This window comes from Caldimonas tepidiphila, assembly GCF_003569765.1.
Taxonomy (GTDB): Bacteria; Pseudomonadota; Gammaproteobacteria; order Burkholderiales; family Burkholderiaceae_C; genus Caldimonas; species Caldimonas tepidiphila.
Window position 1 is genome coordinate 1 of record NZ_QXMG01000137.1, and the last position, 3,313, is coordinate 3,313.

The window sequence follows — 3,313 nt, forward strand, 5'->3', positions numbered from 1 at the left end:
CGGCGCGCGTTACCAGCTGGCATTCTGAGCAGAAGACTTTTGCCGTCTAACTTACAGCGGCAACCGCAAGACGCACGAGTTCGCGCTGTATCTCGACTTGGAGAACATCGATCACTCACTTGACGGGGGAGCTTGCGAAGTCTGCTGCCCTTTTTTATGGATTCGAGCTTTAGAGAAAAAGAATCGGGACAAGCGCGCCGAAACGTTCCTCAGGCATCCATCTTGCCACTCCTACTTCGCCTCCCTGTCGAAGGATCCGCCTTGCAGAAATCCATTGGACCGTGCATGAGTTAATGCCTCGGCAGGCAAAGTACAGTGCGGGCACCGCGGCGCCCCGCTCAATCGCGCCCCTTGCCTGAATGGCAGGCGGCCCTTCGACATGGAAGGAACTTCACATGAAACAGACCATCGTGGGTGCTTTCGAGCAATATTCCTCCGCGCAACGTGCCGCCGACCTCCTAGCCTCCCGCGGCATTGCCCGCGATCACATCCGCCTGCAAACAGCTTCCGACAGCACGGACAGCGGTTATCGCGCGACTTCGGACGTTGCTGAGGATCGGGGCGTGATGGCCAGTGTGCGTAACTTTTTCTCTGATGTCTTCGGTCCGGACCGGGACCACGAGGACATCTACCAGTACAACGAAACCGTCAAGCGGGGCGGGACTGTCCTCGCAGTCGATGTCGATGACAGCGACCGCATGCCCGTGACCGAAGTTTGCCAAGAACTCAAGAACGCCGGGGCCATCGACTTGGACCAACGAGCCAGTGAGTGGCGGGCCAGCGGCTGGAAGGACTCAGCCGGCGAATCCCGTACTGCGGAGACTAGCATGCGCCGCGACACCGGCCGTGTCAGCGGCGAGCAGATAATCCCCGTGGTGCAGGAGAACATCGACATCGGCAAGCGCGTAGTGGAGCAGGGCGGCATCCGGGTCTACACCCATGTCGTCGAACAGCCGGTGCGCGAGTCGGTGGATCTGCGCAGCGAGAAGGCCGTGGTCGAGCGCCGCCCGGTGGATCGCCCGCTGAGCAATGCGGACGATGCCTTCCAGGATCGCACCATCGAGGTGCGGGAGAGCGCGGAGAAGGCTGTGGTTAGCAAGACGGCCCGAGTGGTAGAGGAGGTCCGGGTGGGCAAGGAAGTCCAGCACCAGACCCAGGAGATCAAGGACACGGTGCGCCATACCGAGGTGGATGTGCAGCGGATGGGGGGAGGGATGGAGGCAGGCGGGGTCGAGGGCGAGTTGGTTCAGCGGGACCTCGGCAACGAGGTGCACGCGCTGGAGTACCGAGAGCACTGGAACCGGAACTATGCAAAGAAGGGGGGCCGCTACGAAGACTACGACCCGGCCTATCGCTACGGGCATACGCTCGCTAACGACGCGCGCTACCGCGACCGGGATTGGTCAGCGATCGAGCCGGATGTCCGCCGCGACTGGGAAGCCCGCAACCCGGGAGGCACCTGGGATGGTATGAAAGCCTCGGTTCGGCATGCCTGGGAGCGCGCCAAGCGCTAATCCGACGCGGTCCCAGGCCCGGCGCCATGCGGCCGTGACGGTAGGGTACTTTTGCCCCCAGGCCCCGCGCTCGAACTCCTCGAGCGCGGCCTCGGCCGCTTCGGCGCTCGTTGCCGTGTAGATCGGGCGCAGGGCGGCGGCCAGCAGCTTGCGGTCCTTCCAGTTCGCGAAGTCCAGTGAGTATGGGTTGCGAGCCCATTCATCGGCTCTTCAGCAGCACGAGCAAGTGAGCCATCCTTTGCTGCTCACAATTTGCGACAGAAAAGACGGAGCGGCTGAGCCGGTCTTATACGGATCCCAGGAGATCCTCGAACTCGGATGCGGTCGATCAGCTGAGCATGTCGGTCGACGGGCTCCGGGCGTCAACCGGGCGATGGACCTTCCGAGAACTTCCTGGGATCCGTATTATGTCATCTAGGGCGGATTGGAGTGGGGCTGCTCCATCGGTAGCCGCAAGCTGAACTCGCTGCCCTTTCCTGGCCCCTCGCTGCGCACCTCTGCGACTCCTCCATGCATCTCAGCGATCTGCTTCACCAAGGCCAAGCCGATGCCCATGCCGTTGGGAGCCAGGCTCTCGGCGGTCGGTGCGCGCGTGAACAGGATGAAGAGGTGGGGCAGCGTCTCGGGAGACAGGCCAATCCCTGTGTCCTGAACCCTGATCAGAGCATGATCCGCCTCGACCGTGCCTTTCAGCCACACCTTCCCGCCTGCCGGGGTGTAGCGCAGCGCGTTGCTCAAAAGGTTCATCACCGCTTGCTGGATTCGCCCCCGGTCCATATCCAGGACAATCGGTGCCGCCGGCAGGAGAACGTCCAGGGTCAAATGGCGGCTCTCGAACTCCGCCCACATGCTGCTGGCCAGCTCTCGCAGCAGAACCCCCAGGTCCGCCCGCTCCAATTGCAGGCTCATCTTCCCGCGGGCGACTCTGCCCGCATCGCCCAAGTCGTCCACCAGGCGCCGCAGGGCGTCGAGCTGTCGCTGGATGATGTCCAGCGGGAGCTTGATGTTCTCTGTGCCGGGGGTCAGACGGATCAGATGCACCGCGTTGACCAGAGGGGCGAGCGGGTTGCGCAGTTCGTGCGCCACCGTAGTGAGAGCGGTTTCCTTGTAGGCCTTGGTGGTCTCAAGTTCACGAAGGCGGTTCTCCAGCGTTTCCATGTAGATACGCTTGTCGGTGCGGTCCAGCACCACTTTGACGAAACCGATGGGCTGTCCTTGGTCGTCGCGCACTGAAACGACCGACCCCGTCACCCACATCCGCGAGCCGTCCTTGCGCACATGCCATCGGTCGTCTTCGGAACGAGGACTGCGCCGGGCTTCCTCCAACTCAAAGCTCGGCAAGCCGCGTTGCCGGTCCTCTTCCGTGAAGAGAATGGCCGCTGGCTGGCCGATCACCTCCAGGGCGCTGTAGCCGAAGAGGTGTTGGCTGGCTCCCAGCCACTGCTCGATCCGACCGTCGAGTCCGATGACCATGACCGCGTGATCCGTAGTCTGGTGGAGCCACCGACCAAGCACTTGCTCATTGGGTCCGGACCTTGTCTCGTTGGAGCTCATCGTCGTTTTTTCCTTCGGCGTTACGGCTTTGCATCGGTAAGGGCAAGCCGCATGCGGCGGGCGGCAAGACAGGCATCAAGGGGGATCATAAGTTGTGATCAGTGAGGCTGCGCCCCAGTGCGGGTCTTATGTCACTTGGGGCGAATTGGATGGGGGCTGCTGCATCGGTAGCCGCAAGCTGAACTCTGGCTTTGCCCCTGAGAACCGGATCCCTTGCTGAATGATGAAATCGAGGCAAGGAGAGA

At 62.4% G+C, this 3,313-nt stretch carries 2 protein-coding genes and 1 pseudogene; 1 reads left to right on the plus strand and 2 read right to left on the minus strand.

Annotation, left to right across the window (positions count from 1 at the left end):
* Positions 1-395: 395 nt before the first annotated feature.
* Entirely contained in the window at positions 396-1,514 is a 1,119-nt protein-coding gene (locus D3A59_RS24680; protein ID WP_157991705.1) for a YsnF/AvaK domain-containing protein, read from the plus strand.
* A 3-nt stretch (positions 1,515-1,517) separates the two neighbouring features.
* Here D3A59_RS24680 and D3A59_RS24685 read toward each other — a convergent pair.
* Positions 1,518-1,694: pseudogene (locus D3A59_RS24685) on the minus strand (transposase); the annotation flags it as partial.
* A 234-nt stretch (positions 1,695-1,928) separates the two neighbouring features.
* Positions 1,929-3,068, minus strand: coding sequence for a PAS domain-containing sensor histidine kinase (locus D3A59_RS24690; protein WP_119157947.1), 1,140 nt, complete (start codon positions 3,066-3,068; stop codon positions 1,929-1,931).
* Positions 3,069-3,313 lie beyond the last annotated feature (245 nt).